The organism is Halothiobacillus diazotrophicus, assembly GCF_001663815.1.
Classification (GTDB): Bacteria; Pseudomonadota; Gammaproteobacteria; order Halothiobacillales; family Halothiobacillaceae; genus Halothiobacillus; species Halothiobacillus diazotrophicus.
Map to the genome: position 1 here is coordinate 439317 of NZ_CP016027.1, position 21246 is coordinate 460562.

The following is a 21246-nucleotide window of genomic DNA, read 5'->3' on the forward strand; positions in this document are numbered from 1 at the left end:
CGATCAGCCGATCCAGCGGCGGGCATTGCGGAACAATCGCAGCCACGGACCCTCGGATGCTAGACGATCGCCGACCGCGTCGGACCAGGTTTCCGGTGCCCAGGAGAACTGACTGCGGCGCCAGACGCGTTCCGGGTGCGGCATCATGATGTTGAATCGGCCATCGGGCGTGGTGAAGCCGGTCTGACCCCAGAGGGAGCCATTCGGATTGTCCGGGTACTGCTCGGTGGCGATGCCATTGCCGTCGACGTAGCGCAGGGTCGCGAAGGCCTGTTCGGCATGAATCGGGTTGCGATAGTCCACCTTGCCCTCGCCGTGCGCCACGGTGATCGGGAGCAGGCTGCCTTCCATGCCCTGCAGGAAGATGGAGGGCGTGGGCAGGATCTCGACCAGCGACAGACGTGCCTCGAACTGCTCGGAGGTATTGCGGCCGAAGCGGGGCCAGAATTCCGCACCGGGAATCAGATCGTGCAATTGCGACAGCATCTGGCAGCCGTTGCAGACGCCGAGCGCGAAGGTGTCTTCGCGATGGAAGAAGGCGCTGAAGGCATCGAGGGTGCGCGGGTTGTAGCGGATCGCGTGGGCCCAGCCCGATCCGGCGCCCAGCACGTCGCCGTAGGAGAAACCGCCGCAGGCCGCCAGTCCCTGCATGGTCGACAGGTCGACCCGGCCGGCGAGCAGGTCGCTCATGTGGACGTCGACGGCCTGGAATCCCGCACGGTCGAAGGCGGCGGCCATCTCGACCTCACCGTTGACGCCCTGTTCGCGGAGGATGGCGATACGCGGTCGCTTGCCCGTGGCGATCATGGGGGCGGCCACGTCCGCGCGGACGTCGAAGGTGGCGCGCGCGGCGCTCAGGCCGCGGTTTTCGTCATCGGCCACGCGTTCGAAGGCGGACTGGGCGCAGTCGGGATTGTCGCGCAGGCTGGCCATGAGGTAGCTGGTTTTCGACCAGGTGGCGTGCAGGTCGCTGCGTCGGGCATTCAGTACCGACTTGCCCGCCCAGCGGATATCGACGGTATTGCCGGGCGTTGCCGTACCCAGGTCGTGGACGGCCTCGGCGAGTCCCGCCTGCGCGAACTGGTCGCGGACGAAGGCCAGATCTTCCTGTCGGACCTGAATGACGGCGCCCACTTCCTCGGCAAACAGGCTGCCGATGATGTCGCTGCCCAACGGATCGAGATGGATGTCCAGGCCGCAATGGCCGGCGAAGGCCATTTCGAGCAGCGTGGCGATCAGGCCGCCGTCGCTCCGGTCGTGGTAGGCCAGAATGTGTCCGAGGGCGCTCAGGGTCTGGATGGTGTCGAAGAATGCCTTCAGCGGCTGCGGGGCGATATCCGGTACCGTCTGGCCGATATGGCCGTACACCTGGGCGAGCGCGGAACCGCCGAGACGGTTCTTGCCGTGGCCGAGGTCGATCAGGAGGAGACGGGCATCCGGGGTCGGCTGCAGTTGCGGCGTCAGCACACGGTTGATGTCGGAGACCGGTGCGAAGCCCGTGACGACGAGAGAGACCGGCGACACTACTTCCTTGGCGGCGCCGTGCTCGCTCCAGCGGGTCTTCATCGACAGGGAGTCCTTGCCGACGGGAATCGCGATATCCAGTGCCGGGCAGAATTCCATCCCCACGGTGTGAACCGTGGCGTACAGTGCGGCATCCTCGCCGGGATGACCGCACGCCGCCATCCAGTTGGCCGACAGCTTGATGGCGGAAGTACCGTCGATCGGCGCGGCTGCGAGGTTGGTCAGCACCTCGGCGATGGCCATTCGGGCGGAGGCCGGGGCGTCCAGCACGGCGATGGGGGCACGTTCGCCCAGGGCCATGGCTTCGCCGGTGTCGTGGGTGAAATCCGTTGCGGTGACGGCACAGTCAGCAACCGGCACCTGCCAGGGACCGACCATCTGATCCCGCGCCACGAGACCGCCGACGCTTCGGTCGCCGATGGTGATCAGGAAGCTCTTGTCGGCCACGGTAGGCAGGCTGAGCACGCGGGCGACGGCGTCGGTCACGTCGAGTTGTTCCGTGAGGAAGGCTTCGTACTTCGGTGCCCGTGTGCGGGCATCGCGATGCATCTTCGGCGGATGTCCGAACAGCGTCGTCATCGGCAGATCGATGGGCCGATTGGTGAAATGCGGGTCGTCCACCACGAGCTGCTGCTTGCGCGTGGCCCGGCCCACCACGGAAAAGGGTGCGCGTTCGCGCTCGCAGAGGGCCGTGAATCGCGGCAGATCCTGCGGGCGGATCGCCAAGACATAGCGTTCCTGGGATTCGTTGCACCAGATGGCCAGGGGCGTCATGCCCGGCTCGTCGTTGGGGACGGCGCGCAAGTCGAATTCGCCGCCGAGTCCGGCATCGTTGATCAGCTCGGGGAACGCGTTGGACAGGCCGCCCGCACCCACGTCATGGATCGAGACGATCGGATTCTGATCGCCCAAGGCGATGCAGCGATCGATGACTTCCTGGGCACGCCGTTGCATTTCCGGGTTGGCGCGCTGGACCGAGGCGAAGTCCAGGGCTGCGGAACCGGTTCCGCTGGTCTGGGACGATGCCGCCCCGCCGCCTAGGCCAATCTGCATGGCGGGGCCGCCAAGGACGATCAGCAGGTCCCCGTCACTGATTGGGCGCTTTTCCACGAGATCAGGCCGAATCGCGCCCAGGCCGCCGGCGATCATGATCGGCTTGTGGTAGCCGTGGACTTGGCTCGGTTCGCCGTCGGTGCGGTTGGCGCCCAGCTCGAAGCTGCGGAAATAGCCCGCCAGTGCCGGCCGACCGAATTCGTTGTTGTAGGCCGCGGAGCCGATGGGACCGTCGAGCATGATGTCCAGTGCGGAGACGATCCGGTCGGGCTTGCCGATGTTCGACAGCTGTTCCCAGGGCTGCTCGTGGCCGGGAATACGCAGGTTCGAGACCGAGAAGCCGCACAGGCCGGCCTTGGGCTTGCCGCCCCGACCGGTCGCGCCCTCGTCACGGATTTCGCCGCCGGAGCCGGTGGCCGCGCCGGGATCGGGGGAAATGGCCGTGGGGTGGTTGTGGGTTTCGACCTTGATCAGGAAGTGGATGTCTTCGTCCTTGTGGGTGTAGGTACCCACGTCGGGGTCTGCGGAAAACCGGCGTCCTGGCCAGCCGGAGATGACAGCGGCATTGTCCTTGTAGGCGCTGAGCGTGCCCTTGGGATTGTGACGATGCGTGTTGCGGATCATTGCGAAGAGGCTGAGATCGTGGTCTTCGCCATCGATGGTCCAATCCGCATTGAAGATCTTGTGTCGGCAGTGCTCGGAATTTGCCTGCGCGAACATCATCAACTCGATGTCGTTCGGATTGCGACCCAGATCCCGATAGGCCTGAGCGAGGTAGGTGATTTCATCGGTGGAGAGCGCTAGTCCCAGTTCATGGTTGGCTTCATGAAGGGCAGTTTCACCCTGTTCCAGCAGGGGAACGGAGGCAAGTGGCGCCGGCGTGCTGTGTGCAAAGATGGCTTCGGCCTCGAGCCAGCTGGTGAATACCGCATCGGTCATCCGGTCATGCAGCAAAGCCGCCGTGGCTTCACGGGCTTCCGATTCCAGCAGGTGCAGGCCGGTGAGGGCATATTCGATACCCCGTTCGACGCGGACCACCTGTTCGATACCGCAGATACGGAGAATTTCGGTGGCCTTGCTCGACCACGGCGAACGGGTGCCCGGACGGGGCGTGACCAGCAGGCAGGCCGCCTCGTCGGGCCATTCCGCCAGGGGGCGGCCGTAGTTGAAGAGGTCGTGCAGCTGATGGGTCTCATGCTCGGTCAGCGTAGTGTCCGGCGCCAGATCGATGAAGTGGACGAATCGCGCCGATAGGGCAGTGATCTGCGGTGCAACCGCCTGAATGGCCTCAAGTTTTTTGGCCAGTCGGAATTCGGATAGGGCGGCGTTACCGAAAAAAATCTGCATGGTGAGATGACTCATTGTTCATGGGGATACGCGAAATCATGCCGTGACGGATCGCGCAGCGATCGTCGGGCGGCACATGTTGGGCCGTGATTGTACCACCGAGGCTGGAGACTGAGGGCTCTCGTCGCCACCCGGGCCGACTGTGCTGTCGGGAACGCAGTCGATCCGGATCGCCGGGGTGGCGCGCAGGGGGCGGGCCGCGGCGTTTGCGGTTACGGTCAGGCGGTTGTGTTCGTATACATGGGCCGATTTTCGGTCAGGCGGAGCCAGCCCTTCACGATGCGGTAGATGACCCAGATAGTGGTGGCGAGCAGGATGAAGTACCCCACGATAATCAGCAGAGTGAGTACACCGAGCACCGTCCAGAGCACACTGAACCAGAAGGTGCGGATCTGCCAGCGGAAGTGGGATTCGAGCCAGGTGCCCTGGACGTCCTCTTTCTTCACGTAATTGACGATGATCGCCACGAGATAGGTGATGCCGAACAGAAACGAGGCGGCCTGCAGGGCATAGACCGCCGTGGTGATCGTTCGTGCCGATTTGAGTTGGTCGTCTTCGGATTCGATGATGATTCGGGTCATGTCGGGCGCTTCCCTGTTTATTGGCTTTGTGTGTTGTATTGAGGATCGAGTCCATTCTATCCCGGACACGTCATTTGCGGATGAACAGGCAGATCGTGCGCGGTGTTCGGACACCAGCAAGATCGGCCAAATGGCGGGTTTTCAGGACGTTTTCGTGCAGGCGTTAAAAAGTGTTCTATAAGACATTCGATGGTTTAATCAAGACGCTTGGCGTCGCATGCGAGGAAAAAGGGAATGCTGGTTCGACTGTTGTATGTCTCAAAGGTCTCGGGTCACGTCGGCCATGATGACGTGCGGATGATTCTGGCCGCCTCCCAGCGGAACAATGGTGCGCGGGGGGTATCTGGCCTGCTGATGTTCAATTCGGGACATTTCCTGCAATGGCTGGAGGGCGAGCGCCGCGCCGTCAGCGAGCGGTTTGCACGGATTCTGCAGGATGAGCGTCATACGGATGTCGTGATTGTCGACTTTGCCGAAGTCGAAGCGCGGCAATTCACGGATTGGCAGATGGGCTATCTGGGGGAGGGGAGTCTGAATCGGGATCTGTTCTACCGATTCAGTGCGACCGAGGTCTTCAATCCCTATGCCCTGTCCGGGGCGTCGGCCGTCGCCTTGATGCTGGCGGCGCGGGAGCGCGCCCGACTACTGAAATCTGCCTGAGGCTCGGGACTGCCCGGGGTCAGGACAGGGTTGACGGATTCAGTGCCCCGATTCCGCGGCGATGCTGCGAATCTTCTGGATCATGCCGACCAGCCCCGTCGCCCGATTGGCCGATAGGTGCGCCTTCAAGCCCAGGGTATCGAGCAATTCGGGGTCGGTGGCGAGAATGTCCTCGGCGGTCTGGCCGTTGTAGACGCGGAACAGCAGGGCGATGAGGCCCTTGACGATGGTGGCGTCGCTGGTGCCCTGCAGCATCAATCGGTCGCCATCCCAGGCATAGTCGAACCAGACCTGGGACTGGCAGCCGTGGAACTTGTGGGCGTCGTCCTGCTTGTCTGCAGGAAATGCCGGCAACTGCTTGCCCATGTCGATGATGTACTGGTACCGGTCGGTCCAGTCGTCGAAGAAGGCGAACTCCTCGTTGAGTTCGGCGATGGCGGCTTTGGGATCAGACATGGGCGGGGCTCGTTTCCTTGACGGTGAAGCTCTCGCCACAGCCGCAGCTGTCGACGACGTTGGGGTTCTTGAATTGCAGCAGACGGGACAGGCCGTTGACGACATAGTCGAGGGTCGAACCCTTGAGCATCGGGAAGCTTTCCGCGTCGCAGATCAGGAACAGGCCATCGCAATCGAAGGCGTAATCGTCCTGCTCGATGTCCCTGGCGAAATCCATGACGTATCCGAATCCGGAGCAGCCGGATTTCTTGACACCGACACGTAGGCCCAGCGCAGAGGGTTCGTTCTTCATCAGGCCGCCGATGTGCGTGGCGGCGGCTTCCGTGAGGCTGAGCCGGTCGGCTTCGGGCAATGCCCGGGCGCGTTCGGCAGCTTGGTCGCGTGTTTCGTTACTCATCATCTCTATCCCCCTGTATAGACAGGAATGCTGATCAGGAATGTTGTTCGTCGCGCGGTTGGGCAGATACGTAGATCTGGTCGCCTTCGATGCGGATGTCGTGGCAGCCGATGGGCTCGTAGGCCGGTGCGGAAAGCGCCTCGCCCGTGCGCAGGCAGAACTCGGCGTTGTGCCAGGGACAGGCGATCACGTCACCATCCAGTCGCGCCTCGCTGAGCGGTAATGCCTGGTGGCTGCATTCGTTGGTGACGGCCAGAATCACCCCATCGGCATTGATCACGAGGATATCGCAATCGGGGCCGGATACGATGCGCCGTTCATCGGGGCCGAGTTCCCGTTGCGGGCATACCGGCAGCCAGTCGGTCGTGTTCAGTGTGTCTGTGTCAGTCATGTCGTTCTAATCAGGTCCAATTCGGTCGGTACGTGTGACGATGGGGTAGCGATGAGAGCATCCGGTCTCAGTACATCCCCGTGGCGAGTTTGGCTTCGTCGCTCATCATGTCCCGGTGCCAGGGCGGATCGAAGACGAGTTCGACGGCCGCTTCCTCGACGGTGGGAATCTGCATGATCTGCAGATGGGCATCCGATGCGATGACGCCACCCATGCCGCAACCAGGCGCCGTAAGGGTCATGTGCACCGTTACGCGCCGCCCCGAAACCGGTAGGTGTTCGACCTTGACGTCGTAGACGAGGCCCAGTTCGACAATGTTGATCGGGATTTCCGGATCGAACACGCCGCGCAGTTGCTCCCAGACCATCTTTTCGACATCGGCGTCCGAGGCGTCGGCCGGCAGCTCCGGTTTCGGCGGGGGCTCCTTGCCGAGGGCATCGGCATCCTTGCCTTCCACGCGCAGCAGATGGCCGCGCGCCTTGATGGTGAAGCTGCCCCCCAGGGCCTGCATGATTTCGACCGGCGTGTCCTTCGACGCCAGGACCTTCTGGCCGGAGGGCACCATCATGGCGACACAGTCGCGGGTGAGATGAACGCGTTCAAGCGGTTCCATGGGGGTTCCTTAAGTGAGCATGGTTTGGGCGCGACGAACGGCGCGGGCCAGGGCCTCGACCTCGTCGAACGTATTGTAGAAACTGAAAGAGGCGCGCACCGTACCCGTAGAAACACCCAGCTGCTTCAGGATCGGCATGGCGCAGTGATGACCCGTGCGGACGGCGATGCCCTGGGCATCGAGCAGGGTGCCGATGTCGTGGGGATGGACGCCATCCACCACGAAGGACACCACCGGAGCCTTGTCCCTGGCCTGACCGACAAAACGCAGGCCCGGGATCTCGCCCAACTGCTGCGTGGCCGCTGCCAACAGGGCCGACTCGTGCTCCGCCAGGGCCACATGATCGAGATCCGCCAGCCAGGAAAGTGCGGTGCCCAGAGCGATGGCGCCTTCGATATTGGGCGTGCCCGCTTCGAACTTGGCTGGCGGCGGTGCGAAAGTGACGGCATCGAAAGTGACGGTCTCGATCATGTCGCCGCCGCCATGGTAGGGCGGCAGTTCGTCCAGCCAGGGACGACGGGCGTAGAGCGCACCGACGCCGCTGGGACCGAAGGCCTTGTGGCCGGAGATCGCATAGAAGTCGCAGCCGATGGCCTGCACGTCCACCGGGCCGTGGGGCAGTCCCTGCGCACCGTCGATCAGCGTGGGGATACCGTGTTCCCGGGCAATCCGGCAGATCTTCTTGATCGGATTGATGGTGCCAAGGGCATTGGAGACGTGATTGACCGCAATCAGGCGCGTGCGTGCGGTGATCATCCGGGGCAGGACATCGAGATCGATTTCACCCGCCGGGGTGACCGGTATGACCTTGAGTACGGTACCGATGCGCGTACCGAGCAGGTGCCAGGGGACGATGTTGGCATGATGTTCCAGCGCGGAGATGAGGATCTCGTCGCCGGCAACCAGCCGCTGGCCGAAGCTCGATGCGATGAGGTTGATGGCCTCGGTCACGCCGCGCACGAATACGATTTCATCGGAATGCGCCGCATTCAGGCTGGATTGGATCTGGGCGCGTGACGCTTCGTACAGATCGGTTGCCCGACCGGAGAGCGTGTGCACGCCCCGATGGATATTGGCATTGTCGTGCCGGTAGAACCGGTTGACCGCCTCGATCACGATCTCGGGCTTCTGCGTGGTGGCCGCATTGTCGAGATAGACGAGCGGCTTGCCGTTGATCGTCTGGTGCAGCGCCGGAAACTGGGCGCGCAGGGCCGCAACATCGAAATCGTGTCGCGTGACGGGATCAGATGGCAGGGCGGTCGTGGACATCAGGCGTCTTCCTTACAGGTATCTTCTTTCAGGCTTGCTCTCAGGCGGGCAGCCGTTCGGTGCCGAGGCGACGGCTGACCTGTTCGGTCAGCCATTCCACCAGGGCTGGGACGGGGGCCGCGTCGATGAGTTCCTGGGCGAAACCGACGATCAGCAGGTTGCGGGCCTGAGCGAAGGGAATGCCGCGACTCTGCAGATAGTACAGGGCCTCGGAGTCCAGGCGACCGACGGTGGCGCCGTGGCTGCATTTCACGTCGTCCGCGTAGATTTCCAGCTCCGGCTTGGTGTCGATTTCGGCCTGATCGGAGAGCAGCAGGTTGCGGCTGTCCTGGAAGGCGGCGATTTGCTGGGCGTCCTGTGCGACCAGGATCCGGCCTTTGAAGATGCCGCGGCCGGATTCATCGGCGATGGTGCGGTAATGTTCGCTGCTGGTGGTCTGCGGTGCGCCGTGGACGATGCGGGTGTGCGTGTCGAGCACCTGCTTGCCGCGCGGCATCATCAGGCCCAGCAGTTCGCAGTGGGCGCCGGTGTCGGTGATATCCACGTCGATTTCCCGGCGAACCAGCTGTCCGGCGAGTTGCAGGCTGAGGGCGTGATAGCGGGCATCGCGGGCCAGACGGACGAAATCCCGCGTGGTCAGCAGATGATGGTCGCCGTCCAGACCGAGGTTCAGGTGATGCAGCTGGCTGTTGGCGGCCTGATCGATCACGGTGATGCCATTGCGCCAGCAGAGTTGCGCGTTGATGCCCGAGACGGATTCGATCACCGTGGCTTGGGCGCTCACACCCAGGCGGACGAACACGCGGGTCTGGCTGTAAGCTTCCGCCTGGGTGCCTTCCAGCCAGCGGATGACGACCGGTCGGTCGATCACCGCGTTGGCCGCGACGTCGATCACCACGCCCTGGGTGGCGCTGGCGGTGTTCAGGGCGAGCAGCGCATCGTTGGGGTTGCGGGCTTCGGGCGCGAAGGCGGCGGCACGCAGGGCTTCATCGCAGTTGGCCAGGGCGACCAGCTTGAGGCCGGCGGGCAGGTCGGTCGGCAAGCCCTGCAACTGGCCGTCGACGAAGGTGACGACGAGAGCATCAGGCAGGATGGCGGCCAGGGGATTATCCGGCAGTGTCGCCACGGCGACAGCCGGTGTCGAGAAAGCCTGGCGGCCGAGGCTGCGCAGGTTGGTCCAGCGCCATTCCTCGTCACGCAGGGTCGGCAGGCCCCATTGGACGACTTGCTGGCGCGCGGCGTCCTGGGTGACTCCGGGGGCGGCGGCGCTGTCCGGTAGGGTTTGCGCCAGCCACTCGGGCAGCGGGGTGCGTGCTTGAGGTTCCCGGTTCATGATGCAGCCTCGAGGAAATCCTGATATCCCTCGGCTTCCAGTTGCAGCGCGAGGCTCTTGTCGCCGGACTTGATGATCCGGCCCTTGTACAGGATGTGGACGAAATCGGGCTCCACGTAGCTGAGCAGACGCTGGTAGTGGGTGACGAGCACGATGCCGCGATCGGCGCCGCGCAGCAGGTTGATGCCTTCGGAAACGACCTTGAGCGCATCGATGTCGAGGCCCGAGTCGGTCTCGTCGAGCAGTGCCAGCTTGGGTTGCAGCAACAGCATCTGCAGAATTTCGTTGCGCTTCTTCTCGCCACCGGAAAAGCCGGCGTTCACGCCGCGATGCAGGAAGGCATCGTCCATGCCCATGGTCTTAACGAGTTCCTTGATACGCTTCATGAAGGCGAAGGTGTCCATCTCCTCCAGGCCCTGGGCGGCACGCTGGGCGTTGATGGCTTCCTTCAGCAGGTAGATATTCTTCACGCCAGGGATTTCGACGGGATGCTGGAAGCCGAGCAGCAGACCGGCGACGGCGCGCTCCTCGGTGGACAGTTCCAGCAGATCCTTGCCGTCGAATTCAACGGAGCCTTCGGTGATCTCGTAGCCTTCGCGGCCGCCGAGGACCTGGCAGAGCGTGCTCTTGCCCGAGCCGTTCGGCCCCATGATCGCGTGGACCTCGCCGGGGTTCACGGTGAAGTTGATGCCGCGCAGGATGGGCTTGTCGCCGATCTTGGCGTGCAGGTTGTTGATGTTGAGCAGTGTCATGAATTCAGCCTCCGATGAAAATCAGCCCACGGACCCTTCGAGCGAGACGGCAAGCAGGGCCTGCGCCTCGACGGCGAATTCCATCGGCAGTTCGTTGAATACGTCCTTGCAGAACCCGTTGACGATCATGTTGGTGGCGTTCTCCTCGGAGATGCCGCGGGACTGCAGGTAGAAAATCTGGTCGTCGCTGATCTTCGAGGTGGTGGCCTCGTGCTCGACCTGGGCGCTTGAGTTCTTCACCTCGATATAGGGGAAGGTGTGCGCCCCGTTGCGATCGCCGATCAGCAGGGCGTCGCACTGGGTGAAGTTGCGGGCATCATCGGCGGATTTGGCGATGTGCACGAGACCGCGGTAGGCGTTCTGAGAACGACCGGCGGAAATGCTCTTGGAAACGATGGTGCTGCGCGTCCGTTTGCCCAGATGGATCATCTTCGTGCCGGAGTCCACCTGCTGGAAGTTGTTGCTCACCGCGACCGAATAGAATTCGCCGACCGAATCGTCGCCGCGCAGGATGCAGCTGGGGTACTTCCAGGTGATCGCCGAGCCGGCCTCGACCTGTGTCCAGGTGATTTTGGAACGGGCACCGCGCGCGTCACCGCGCTTGGTCACGAAGTTGTAGATGCCCCCTTTGCCTTCCTCGTCGCCCGGGTACCAGTTCTGGACGGTGGAGTACTTGATGGTGGCATCGTCCAGCGCCACGAGTTCTACCACGGCGGCATGGAGTTGGTTTTCGTCGCGCTGGGGCGCGGTGCAGCCTTCCAGATAGCTGACGTGCGCGCCTTCCTCGGCGACGATCAGGGTGCGTTCGAACTGTCCGGTGTTCATCGCGTTGATGCGGAAGTAGGTGGAAAGCTCCATGGGGCAGCGCACGCCCTTGGGAATGAACACGAACGAACCGTCGGAGAAGACCGCGGAATTCAGGGCCGCATAGTAGTTGTCGCCCGGCGGCACGACCGACCCGAGGTATTTCTGGATCAGCTCGGGGTGCGTATGCACGGCTTCGGAGAAGGAGCAGAAGATCACGCCGACCTCGGCCAGCTTCTCGCGGAAGGTCGTGGTGACGGACACGCTGTCGAACACCGCATCGACGGCCACGCCGGCCAGCGCCGCGCGCTCGTGCAGGGGGATGCCGAGCTTCTCGTACATCTCCAGCAGTTTGGGGTCTACCTCGTCGAGGCTCTTCGGCCGGGCCGCGTCGATCTCTTCCTTGCTTTTGGGCGCGGCGTAGTAGGAGAGGGCCTGATAGTCGATGGGCGGGTAGTGGACATGCGCCCATTGCGGCTCGGCCATGGTCAGCCACTGCCGATAGGCCTTCAGGCGCCATTCCAGCAGGAACTCGGGTTCGTTCTTCTTGGCGGAAATCAGCCGGATGACGTCCTCGTTCAGACCGGGCGGGATGATCTCCTGCTCGATATCCGTCACGAAGCCGTATTTGTAGTCGCGCTGGACCAGTTGTTCGAGTTCTTGCTGTTCGCTCATGGTCGATTCACCTCGCGGGCGGCCGTGCCGCCAATGTCAATGCTGTAAGTGGTCCGTCAGGGCTTGCCCGAGGTTGTACGGGCGACGGGGGCCGATTTGGCGACGCCCGTCGAATCTCTCTTGAACCAGATCGGTACCTGATGAACCGGTTCGGACAGGGTGGCCAGCGTGGTGCCGGTCAGCAGTTCGCGCACGCCCCGGTTGATGGTGTTCCAGTGGGGGCGGACGCTGCAATTCGCCTCGCGCTCGCAATCATGATCGGCGGTATAGCACTCGGTCATGGCAATCGGGCCGTCGATGGCCTCGACGATGTCGGCAATACTGATTTCATCGGCGGCACGCGCCAGCCGATAGCCGCCGTGTCGCCCCTGTTGCGACGTCAACAGGCCGGACGCCGTCAGGGTCTTCAACAGCTTGCCGACCGTGGGCTGACTCAGGCCGGTCCGCTCGGCCAAGGCCCGCGCATTGCTCTGCGGGGTTTCTCCCCGGGCGAGTGTGGTCAGCAACACGATGGCGTAATCACTCATGCGACTAATCTTGAGCATAGTGTCCCCTGCTAATCATGTTTTAAATTGTACTAATCAAGTACGATATTGCAAGACAAAAAATCCCCGAGGTGACGTCGAGGATTTTTAGGGCCGAAGTGGCGAGGTAATCAGCTTTTCAGGTGAATCCGATGAGCGGCGAATTCGTTTCCCTTCATGGGTCAGCTGAAGAATTTGCCCAGTGTCACCGTGATGGATTGCGTTCCGTTGATCTGAATGGATGGATTCTGATTGCAGACATCGTCGTAAGGGAAGCCGTAGGCGAGTCCATTGGTGCTGTACGCATGGAACATCTGCGCCCAGGTATTCGAGACATCGCTTCCGGTCGCGGTCGGATAGTAGGTGCTGGGGGATGTGCAGACATTGTCATTGAGCAGATAACTCATCACGCCGCGGTTGAAGGCGGCAGCAATCATTTTCTGCACGTTCTTCTGAGCGGCGGTGCCGGTGGCCAGGGAGTTTGCGCACTGCCAGACATCGAGCGTGGGGATTTGCGGCGTGGTGCCGCTGCCCAATGTGAAATCGGGCGCTGTCGTCGGGAAATCGGCCAGTGTCGGGAAATTCCCTTGATAGAAGGCGAGCATGCCGGCGTAAGCGCCGGTGAGGGGGACATAGCCACTGTAATATCCTGTCGACGTGTCGTTGGTGACAAGCGGCGTGACTTCCCAGTTGCTGTACCACTTGTTCACGGCGCCATTGAAGTAGTTCTGGAGCGTCCCGGTGTAGCCGGTTTGCGCCGTCACCGTCTTGGGGGATACCGCGCGCAGATAGGTGATGCCGGCAGGGTAGGCTGCCGGTACGGACACTGGTTTGGCCAAGCCGGCAAAATTGCCGGTCAGACCATTGAACGTCGAGAGAATGTTCGCCCGAGACTGGTTCAGGGCGCCTTGTAATGTGCCGCCCGGTGTGCCATTGAGCGTCAGAGGGAAACCGAACTGGTCCACTTGCGTGGTGTTGCCATTGAAATTGCCCAGGCTATCGAAGGAAAACTCGATCCAGTCGAACACCGTCAACTGCCCGGGGTAGGCGTCCGGAACGGGGGCTGTGTATTTGGTGCTGTCGATGACCGTGAACGGCAGTTTCGGTATCCCGACAGAGATGTAAATACGCCCGCTGAATGCGGCCGTACCCGTGCCAAGTCCCGGTAGGTTGGTCGTGCTCAGGTTGGCCAGATCGATGACCGTCGGTGTCGTTCGGGAAAGCGGGATGCTGTAGTCCGCCCAGGCCAGAGGGTAATTCGCCGCTATGGCGGTGGCATCGGTGGTGGATAGCAGGTTGGAATCAGGGAATGTGCCAGCTGGCTGGGTATTATCCGCAGTTGTCATCAGATGCGGGACCCCTTGGGCATCCAGCCGGTACTGACTGCTGACCCCGCTCACTTTCACCTCGCCGACGATATAGGCATAGACCTGCGCGCCAGCGGGTAAGTCGGTCGTGGACGCATCGATCGTCAACGGGATTTTGGCGGTTGGGTTCGTGCCGCCACCGGTACTCCCGCCGCCAGTGCCCGCTCCACCACTACTGCTTCCGCCGGTACTACTGCCGCTACCACCACAGGCCGCAACCGCAACGGATGAGGCGACAACGGTTATGAATGCGCGGCGTTTCTTGTCGAGTTCGTCCATGCTGTCTCCTTGCTGCTTTGGTTGGTGTTGTTCTTATGTTCGTTTTGTGTGCTTGTCGTTGGACGCACTCGGACATCCTAATCGAATTCATATCGAATTAGCCCGTGTACAACCAAAATAAGTAGCGAGCAGAAATTCGTCCTTGTATGTCGTTTCCAGATGCGCGGTATGCGCTTTTCGAACGTATCGGATGTCCGTTGGGGAAGGCCATGAATTTTCGATGATTTGTATTGCTGGACATTGTCGTGCCAGCCTTTTGTCGATTTTTTTATTGACAGTCGCGCGGATGATCTATAAATTGCGCGCCTCATCGAATGGCTATATAGCTCAGTTGGTTAGAGCACAGCACTCATAATGCTGGGGTCGGTGGTTCGAGTCCACCTATAGCCACCACAAATTCCCTGAAACCCGTAACGCGTGTCGTTGCGGGTTTTTTCTTGCCGCAAAGGGTTGTCGTGATCTGTCCCTGAACCGGAGTTGATACCTTGCGTCGCGTGTTGATCAGTGCTTGGTCCGGGACTTGATGGCCAGGACTGCCTGATTCCGGAGCGTTCTCAGGCTGTTCACATTGCCGCCATGCAGCAGATTGTTCCTTCCTTCGAGATAGAAGAGACCGAATGGTGCCCGGTTGATGTAGAGCGGAAGGACCTGGGCCATATCGGCGCTTCCGCCGAATTGCCATTCCAGAATGTCATCCGTGGGCATGGCTGGCCGGGCGATGACACGATCTTCCGCGGCAAGAAATGCCTGGGCTACCCGGCTGTTCTCTTTTAGCGGAATGGTCATCCGCGCGCGTGCCCGGCCAAACCCCGGACCCTCGCCGATTTTCGGGGTGAGTTGCCAGTTATTGCGGTCAAGCATGTAGAGGGCGGCCATGTTGAGGTCCAGGCCGGTCGTCATTGACTTGAGGATGGTGGTGAAAATATCCCCCAATTCATAGTCACTCATCAGTTTGGCCGTGACTTCTTCGATACACAGCGTCAGAACTTCCGAGCGTTGATCGGCCGCATCATTCGTTCCCATCGTATCGATGGGTAACGGATCGTCCTTCTCCATGCTCATGCGTTGCAGAAAAGCCGGTTTACCTTGTGTCAGCGTAAGCATGGACTCGTATTCGAGAATATGGGCCCGGGCATCGTTGGCCGCCTCCTGATACATTTTCAGGTCGATGCTGGCAGCCTGCGCCAGTCGATCCGTTTCCTGCTGCATCTGGGTGAACGAGGTGGCATTGGCCATGATGGCCGCCGTCTCGTTGGCCAGCCGGCCGATGGCCTGGGCCTTGGCCGTGGGGTTGAGGTTGGTGAGTCGGCCTGACGTCGGGGTCGTCGAGAGAAAACGTCGAGCGGACTCGGGGAGCCCCCATTTCTGACAGACTTCCCGGGCCAGTGCTGCGGGTAGTATGCCGGTGACGGATTGTATGGCGGTAGATTCGTCCATCCCGTTCACGTTTCGCGCGTTCTCGATGTCGGGCAGAGCTTCCGGGGCATGGCGATAAATCAGCAGAACGCCAAAATCCTGAAAAAGTGCGCTTAGGAAAATCTCTTCGATGGAAAAACCGCCGAGGTGTCGCGCGAGGTTCTTGGCGAGAAATGCCTGATACAGGGCCTGAAGAAACCGGCTCTGAAGCAGTTTGCCATGTTGCTTGCATTCGATCTGTTCGAAGAGGGACATGGCGAGCGCGGCCATTCGCACCTCTTCGAAGCCCAGTAGTGATACGGCACGCGATACGGTCGTGACCTGGCCACCCAGATGGCGGTATTCGACGGCATTGGCCAGCCGCAGTATTCGATGAGTCAGTGCGGGATCCCGCAGGATGAGTTCGACCAGGTCGGCAGCCGATGCGAGATCGTTCTCGATGACCCGATAGGCCTCCTGAACGGTTTTAGCGAAGGCAGGGAAGTCGGGACTCGCGGCGATACGCTTGAGGATTGTCTGATGGAAGTCGTCTTTCAATGTTTTGCTAGCTGAAGTGATGTATCTGACGGCTAATCTAGCATGAATCCCATGGGCTGCTTCCTGTTCGCGGCGATACCGGCGTTATGGGGTGAGCGTGCCGAGACACAGACCGCCAGGGGCTTGTTGTTTATCGTCAAGGTCGAAGGGATCGTAGAAATACATTATATTTAGTATGGTATTTCCGTGTTCTCTTTCATCGGGGGATTTGAAAATGAGAAGTTGGATGATCGTCGCTGATGCTGCACGTGCGCGCATTTTTCGTATCGAGCGACAGCCGGAAATCGACCGATCGGTAGTTCAGAAACCCATGCATCCAGGGATGCGGGAAGTTCTGGTGGAACTCGAGGAGTTCTGGCATCCCGTCGCTCGTCAACATGCCAGCGAATTCGCGTCTGACGCACCGGGTTTTTCGAGCGTGGCCGGCATGCAGAGTAAATTTGGCATGGACGAAAAGACATCGCCAAAGGAGCAGGAAGAAATCCGCTTTGCGCATCAGTTGAATCAGGTGCTTCTGGCTCATGTTGGCAACTATGATGAACTGTATCTCGTCGCGCCACCGCATTTTCTGGGGCTGCTGCGTGATCAATTGGATGAACAGGTGCAGCAAAAGGTGACGCAGCAAATCGACAAGGATCTGTCCCGCCTCGATAAGGAAGAGATACAGGCCCATTTATTGAAATCGAATGAATAAATTGCCCTCGTATGGTGGGCTTAAGATCTTCCTTAATTAGAGTTTTCTTAATTTCCATCAAATTTGTTAGCACGCTAACTGCATGGTTTATAACTTTTATTTATCATCCGCTCTGATTCCGTATTTCCTTGACGAGCGTCTTAACTTTAAGTAACTCTATAGGCGTTCGTCTGTTTTAACTTGTGTTTCAATTAACGCTGAAACTCGGGGTGCTTACGAACCTGCCGCGTTTTTTGTCGGCTATATTCAGGTTTCTGTCCATTAGGTCGCTCATTTCGGCCGAAATCTCCACGAAGGGGATGACGAAATATGACAAAAGAAAGTAATTCCCCGACTAATCGTAAGCCATTGGCGATACCTCGGCGAACCGATATTCTCCTGCGCGCTACTATTATTATTCCTATTGTTTTGGGTGCTATGGGCATCGTTCTGGTCGGTAATGCCTCAGCCTTTTCACTGTCTGTCGCGGGGGTTGTTTCTTTAGTGGCGGGTGGTTTCGGTTATTTCTCCTATCGTCGGATCTTGGGCGACGGGTCTCGGGAGAGCGCCAAAGGGGCTGCTGCGGATGCAGACACGCTGCCGATGCCGTCGGCGGTGCCCCGAACGGATAACCTGAGTACGTTTTGTGTGGCGGTTCTCCCTGTTTGGTCCAGCCAGATCCTGATGGCGCGCGATCACACCGAGCACGCTATTACCGCTTTGACCAACCGTTTCTCGGATCTCTCCCGACGTATTGCCAACGCGACTTCCGATGATGCGTCCGGTGGGAAGAGCGACATGGTCTCCCTGCTCGTCAACAGCGAGGAGGAACTCAGCAGCACGATTGCTTCCATGCGTTCCGCGCTCAGTGAAAAGGCGCGCTTGCTCGATGAGATGAGTGCGCTGTCGAACGTCACCGAAGAGCTCAAGACCATGGCCGAAAACGTCGGAGGAATAGCCCGTCAGACCAACTTGCTGGCGTTGAACGCCGCAATTGAAGCCGCACGCGCCGGCGAACACGGTCGCGGTTTCGCCGTTGTGGCTATGGAGGTTCGAAAACTGTCCAGTCTCTCCGGTGAGACGGGGGAGCAGATCGCCGAGACGATTTCCTCGGTCAATGCCGCGATCGCCACCACGCTGGATGTTTCGAGCAAGCTCGCCGATCGGGATGCCCAGATGCTGCAGGAATTCGAGCAGCTGATTGGCAGCATCATGACGCGCTTGCACACGGCCTCCGAGGAGGTTTCGGCGTCCGCCGAAGCGATGCGTCACGAAAGCCAGATCGTCGGTGCCGAGATCGGTGATGTGTTGGTGGCGCTCCAGTTCCAGGACCGGGTAAGCCAGGTGATGAATCACGTCTGCAACGACATGAGTCGCCTGGTAGCGCGCCTGGAGGAGCGGATCGACATCATGAAAAGTGCTAACCAACGGCTCGAGCCGATCGATGTTTCCGTCTGGCTCGAGGAATTGGCTCAGACCTACACCATGCCCGAACAACATGCGATTCATGGCGATACGGATCCGAAGAAAACATCCGGAACCCCGTCCGGATCGGAAATCACCTTTTTCTAGAAACCGACAGCTAAGGAAATCTCATGGCAAAGACGATTTTGATTGTTGATGACTCAACTTCACTGCGCCAGGTGGTCAGCATCGCCCTCAAGGGGGCGGGATACGACACCATTGAAGCGTGTGACGGCAAGGACGCACTCGGCAAGCTCGATGGCCGGAAAATCCATCTCGTCATCAGCGATGTGAACATGCCCAACATGGATGGGATCACTTTCGTGAAGGAGATGAAGAATATCCCCAGTTACAAGTTTACTCCCGTGATCATGCTGACCACGGAAGCAGGGGCTGACAAGAAGGCTGAGGGACAGGCCGCCGGCGCCAAGGCTTGGGTTGTGAAGCCATTCCAGCCGGAACAGATGATCGCGGCGGTCTCCAAGCTCGTCCTGCCTTGAGGCGGAGACCTGGGCCATGAACATCCGGCATGACCAGCATGAGGACCTCGGCAATGTCTGGCTGGAGGGCGAGTTGACCATTTATCACGTCGACGTGGTCAAACAGTCCCTGCTTGATTTTCTCGATTCGAGCTCGACGTTGAACGTGTATTTGGATCAGGTCTCGGAAATCGATACGGCAGGCATGCAGGTGCTGATCGCGGTGAAACAGGAGGCGGCGCGGCTCGACAAGCGGTTGATTCTCATGGAACACAGTGCTTGCGTGCTTGAGATGATCGAATTATTTGGCCTGACAGGCTTTTTTGGCGATCCGGTTCTGCTTAAGTCGTAACAACACGGTCTGGGAACGCGCTATGAATCTGGATGACGCACTGAAGACCTTCATCATCGAGAGCTACGAACTACTCGACCAGATGGAAGAAACCTTGCTCGACATGGAGCAAAGCGGGGCCGACGTTGAATCGATCCATGCACTTTTTCGCGCGGCGCATACGATCAAGGGTTCTGCGGGACTATTCGGGCTGAATGACATCGTTCAATTCACTCATGTGGCGGAAAGCGTCCTTGATCGGGTGAGAAATGCCGAAATACCGCTGACCCCCGAGCTGGCGGCGCTCCTGCTTGAAGCAGGGGATCATATTCGTGCGATGGTGGACTTCACTGCCGAGGGTGAGGCTATTCCGGCGGCAACACTGAGCACCGGCCAAGCGATCGTCGTTCGGCTTAACGGTTACCTTCAGGCGCAAAGCAAGGATTTGTCCGTGTCCGAGCCACCGGTGCAGAAATCCGGCCATACGCTTCACAAGCTGAATGATGGGCCCAGACTGGACACGGAACACTGGCATATCTCGTTACGGTTCGGACCCGATGTCTATCGCAACGGCTTGGATCCCGCGGCATTCATCCGCTACCTCGGCACCCTGGGTACGGTGCAGGGTATTTTTCCCATTCTGGACAAGATTCCCGAGGCGTCGACAATGGACCCGGAGACCTGTTACCTCGGGTTTGAAATCGCTTATCGGAGCGAAGCCGACAAGGAAGCCATCGAGGGGGTTTTCGAGTTCGTTCGTGAAGACTGCGCGCTGCGCATCCTGCCGCCGCATAGCAAGATCGCCGAGTATCTGGCTCTGATCCATGATCTGCCGGAAGAAGATATGCGCTTGGGTGAAATCCTCATCGAATGCGGCACCCTGACGGCGAATGAGCTCGAACAGGTATTGACCCGTCAGGGTGAGATTGAAGCCGTTCCCAAAAAGCCGATTGGCGAGGTACTTGTCGAAGAGCAGATCGTACAGCCGGCCGTCGTTGATGCCGCCTTGGAAAAACAGCGACAGGTCAAGGACAGCAAGTCCGGCGATACCGGCATGGTTCGTGTGGATGCCGGCAAGCTCGATCAGCTGATCAATCTTGTCGGAGAACTGATCATTGCAGGGGCGGGGGCCAATCTCATTGCTCAGCGATCCGGCGTCGACACCCTGTACGAAGCAACCACCACCATGTCCCGACTGGTCGAGGAAATTCGCAATTCCGCACTGAATCTGCGCATGGTCCAGATCGGGGCGACATTCAGCCGTTTTCAGCGCGTTGTCCGCGACGTGTCGCACGAGCTGGGCAAGGACATCCGGCTCGATATCACCGGCGGTGAGACCGAACTGGACAAGACGGTGGTGGAGAAAATCGGTGATCCTCTGACCCATCTGGTCCGAAACTCGATGGATCACGGCATCGAGCCTGCCGAAATCCGCGTTGCGCGCGGTAAACCGGCCCACGGCACCTTGCGACTGAACGCCCATCATGACTCAGGGGGCATTGTCATCGAGGTTTCCGATGATGGCGGTGGCCTCAATCGCGACAAGATTCTGGCCAAGGCGATTGACCGGGGGCTCGTCAAGCCGGATAACAACCTGACCGACAAGGAAATATTCAACCTCATTTTCGAGCCTGGATTCTCGACGGCAGACAAGGTCAACAATCTTTCCGGTCGCGGGGTCGGCATGGACGTGGTACGGAAGAATATTACGGCTTTAAGAGGCACCATCGAGCTCGACAGTTCGCCCGGGCAGGGAATGATTGTCAGTATCCGATTACCGCTGACGCTCGCCATCATCGATGGGTTTTTGATCGAGGTCGGTGAATATTCCTACGTCATTCCCCTGGAGATGGTCGTCGAGTGCGTGGAATTGTCGGAGCGCGATCGAATGGCGCTTGACGAGCGTAGCTACCTCAATCTACGGGGTGAGGTATTGCCCCTCATCAACCTGCGCGAACATTTCTCGGTCCGGCATGCGATCAGTCGGCGTTCCAACATCGTGGTCGTGCAGCATGCGGACCATAAGGCCGGCTTGGTCGTGGACGCTTTGCTTGGCGAGTTCCAGACGGTCATCAAGCCGCTTGGCAAGATATTCAGCGGTTTCAGAGGCGTGAGTGGTTCGACGATCCTGGGATCGGGCGAAGTGGCGCTGATACTCGACGTGGCTGAGCTGATCCAGCGAGAAATCGGTAAGGAGCAGCGACGTCGATTGACGAGCGAAGTGCAGTGAACGGGTGGGTGAGGTTTGCGGCCAGTGGGACGCGTCCCGGTCGAAAGCCCCATTATGGTTGAGCGAAGCCAGTCTGGTTGGATAACGAAAT

19 protein-coding genes and 1 tRNA gene are annotated in these 21246 nt (G+C 60.0%); 7 read left to right on the plus strand and 13 right to left on the minus strand.

Translation table 11 applies throughout. The features are described from left to right. Positions 1-3: 3 nt before the first annotated feature. On the minus strand, positions 4-3924 hold the full coding sequence (gene purL, locus A9404_RS02030; RefSeq protein WP_066102620.1) for a phosphoribosylformylglycinamidine synthase: 3921 nt from the start codon (positions 3922-3924) through the stop codon (positions 4-6). 218 nt (positions 3925-4142) lie between these two features. Continuing rightward, complete coding sequence (locus tag A9404_RS02035) at positions 4143-4505, minus strand: DUF4870 family protein (RefSeq protein WP_066098203.1); 363 nt, start codon at positions 4503-4505, stop codon at positions 4143-4145. 234 nt (positions 4506-4739) lie between these two features. Here A9404_RS02035 and A9404_RS02045 point away from each other — a divergent pair, with 234 nt between their 5' ends. Beyond that, positions 4740-5165, plus strand: coding sequence for a BLUF domain-containing protein (locus tag A9404_RS02045; RefSeq protein WP_066098207.1), 426 nt, complete (start codon positions 4740-4742; stop codon positions 5163-5165). A 39-nt stretch (positions 5166-5204) separates the two neighbouring features. Here A9404_RS02045 and A9404_RS02050 read toward each other — a convergent pair whose 3' ends face one another. From A9404_RS02050 to A9404_RS02095, 10 genes are all read right to left on the minus strand, one after another. Then, entirely contained in the window at positions 5205-5621 is a 417-nt protein-coding gene (locus A9404_RS02050) for a SufE family protein (protein ID WP_066098209.1), read from the minus strand. Then, positions 5614-6021 (minus strand): HesB/IscA family protein, encoded by a 408-nt coding sequence (locus A9404_RS02055; RefSeq protein ID WP_156521197.1) that lies wholly within the window; start codon positions 6019-6021, stop codon positions 5614-5616. The genes A9404_RS02050 and A9404_RS02055 overlap by 8 nt, the downstream gene beginning before the upstream one ends. Before the next feature lie 31 nt (positions 6022-6052). Beyond that, positions 6053-6409 carry a Rieske (2Fe-2S) protein gene (locus A9404_RS02060; RefSeq protein ID WP_066098213.1) on the minus strand — a complete coding sequence of 119 codons (357 nt, stop codon included), beginning with the start codon at positions 6407-6409 and terminating at the stop codon, positions 6053-6055. 67 nt (positions 6410-6476) lie between these two features. Next, the gene (gene sufT, locus A9404_RS02065; RefSeq protein WP_066098216.1) at positions 6477-7022 is read right to left on the minus strand and encodes a putative Fe-S cluster assembly protein SufT; all 546 of its coding nucleotides are present in this window, start codon (positions 7020-7022) and stop codon (positions 6477-6479) included. Between the two features lie 9 nt (positions 7023-7031). After that, positions 7032-8291 carry an aminotransferase class V-fold PLP-dependent enzyme gene (locus A9404_RS02070; RefSeq protein ID WP_066098218.1) on the minus strand — a complete coding sequence of 420 codons (1260 nt, stop codon included), beginning with the start codon at positions 8289-8291 and terminating at the stop codon, positions 7032-7034. Positions 8292-8331: 40 nt separating this feature from the next. Further along, on the minus strand, positions 8332-9624 hold the full coding sequence (gene sufD, locus A9404_RS02075; RefSeq protein ID WP_066098221.1) for a Fe-S cluster assembly protein SufD: 1293 nt from the start codon (positions 9622-9624) through the stop codon (positions 8332-8334). Next, a complete protein-coding gene (sufC, locus tag A9404_RS02080) occupies positions 9621-10370 on the minus strand; it encodes a Fe-S cluster assembly ATPase SufC (protein ID WP_066102623.1) in 750 nt (249 codons plus the stop codon). The genes sufD and sufC overlap by 4 nt, the downstream gene beginning before the upstream one ends. Positions 10371-10397: 27 nt before the next feature. Continuing rightward, positions 10398-11855, minus strand: coding sequence for a Fe-S cluster assembly protein SufB (gene sufB, locus A9404_RS02085; protein WP_066098223.1), 1458 nt, complete (start codon positions 11853-11855; stop codon positions 10398-10400). A gap of 56 nt (positions 11856-11911) precedes the next feature. Continuing rightward, positions 11912-12400 (minus strand): SUF system Fe-S cluster assembly regulator, encoded by a 489-nt coding sequence (locus tag A9404_RS02090; RefSeq protein ID WP_066098226.1) that lies wholly within the window; start codon positions 12398-12400, stop codon positions 11912-11914. 161 nt (positions 12401-12561) lie between these two features. Further along, positions 12562-14025, minus strand: a complete 1464-nt coding sequence (locus A9404_RS02095) for a beta-1,3-glucanase family protein (RefSeq protein WP_066098228.1) — start codon at positions 14023-14025, stop codon at positions 12562-12564. A 316-nt stretch (positions 14026-14341) separates the two neighbouring features. On the opposite strand from A9404_RS02095, the gene A9404_RS02100 reads away from it, so the two are divergent. Continuing rightward, positions 14342-14418 (plus strand) — tRNA-Met (locus tag A9404_RS02100). 108 nt (positions 14419-14526) lie between these two features. Here the strand turns inward: A9404_RS02100 and A9404_RS02105 are convergent. Continuing rightward, positions 14527-15978, minus strand: a complete 1452-nt coding sequence (locus A9404_RS02105; protein ID WP_066098231.1) for an HDOD domain-containing protein — start codon at positions 15976-15978, stop codon at positions 14527-14529. 226 nt (positions 15979-16204) lie between these two features. Between A9404_RS02105 and A9404_RS02110 the strand changes: the two genes are divergently transcribed. The 5 genes from A9404_RS02110 (at position 16205) to A9404_RS02130 (ending at position 21155) form a co-directional block, all read left to right on the plus strand. Then, complete coding sequence (locus A9404_RS02110; protein WP_066098233.1) at positions 16205-16672, plus strand: host attachment protein; 468 nt, start codon at positions 16205-16207, stop codon at positions 16670-16672. 309 nt (positions 16673-16981) lie between these two features. Then, a complete protein-coding gene (locus A9404_RS02115; protein WP_156521198.1) occupies positions 16982-18223 on the plus strand; it encodes a methyl-accepting chemotaxis protein in 1242 nt (413 codons plus the stop codon). A 23-nt stretch (positions 18224-18246) separates the two neighbouring features. Then, positions 18247-18615, plus strand: a complete 369-nt coding sequence (locus tag A9404_RS02120; RefSeq protein WP_066098237.1) for a response regulator — start codon at positions 18247-18249, stop codon at positions 18613-18615. A 16-nt stretch (positions 18616-18631) separates the two neighbouring features. Further along, complete coding sequence (locus A9404_RS02125; RefSeq protein WP_066098239.1) at positions 18632-18946, plus strand: STAS domain-containing protein; 315 nt, start codon at positions 18632-18634, stop codon at positions 18944-18946. A 22-nt stretch (positions 18947-18968) separates the two neighbouring features. Further along, the gene (locus tag A9404_RS02130) at positions 18969-21155 is read left to right on the plus strand and encodes a chemotaxis protein CheA (RefSeq protein WP_066098241.1); all 2187 of its coding nucleotides are present in this window, start codon (positions 18969-18971) and stop codon (positions 21153-21155) included. Positions 21156-21246 lie beyond the last annotated feature (91 nt).